Consider the following 551-nt stretch of genomic DNA (forward strand, 5'->3'; position numbering starts at 1 on the left):
GGCGGCGTCGGCGAAGACGGCCGTCCGCTGGTCACCAAGAACAGCTTCCGCTTCCTGCAGACGCTCAACAACCTGGGCCCGGCGCCCGAGCCCAACCTGACCGTGCTGTGGTCGGAGCAGCTGCCGCAGGGCTTCAAGGACTTCTGCGCCAAGACCTCCATCGACACCTGCTCGGTGCAGTACGAGAACGACGACCTGATGCGTCCGTACTGGGGCGACGACTACGGCATCGCCTGCTGCGTGTCGGCGATGCGCATCGGCAAGCAGATGCAGTTCTTCGGCGCGCGCGCCAACCTGGCCAAGGCGCTGCTGTACGCGATCAACGGCGGCCGTGACGAAGTCAGCGGCGAGCAGGTCGGCCCGGTCACCGAGCCGATCACCGGCGAGCTGCTCGACTACGACGAGGTCGTCGCCAAGTTCGTGCCGACGATGGAGTGGCTGTCGGGCGTCTACATGAAGTCGCTCAACGCGATCCACTTCATGCACGACAAGTACGCCTACGAGCGCATCGAGATGGCGCTGCACGACCGCGACATCCTGCGCACGATGGC

General features: G+C 65.7%; 1 protein-coding gene. It reads left to right on the forward strand.

The annotated features are described in order from the left end of the window. A partial coding sequence (locus LOC65_RS19280) for a pyruvate formate lyase family protein (RefSeq protein WP_310736951.1) occupies positions 1–551 on the forward strand: 551 nt, incomplete at both ends.

It is taken from the genome of Rubrivivax sp. JA1055 (assembly GCF_020966565.1).
GTDB classification, from domain to species: domain Bacteria; phylum Pseudomonadota; class Gammaproteobacteria; order Burkholderiales; family Burkholderiaceae_C; genus Rubrivivax; species Rubrivivax benzoatilyticus.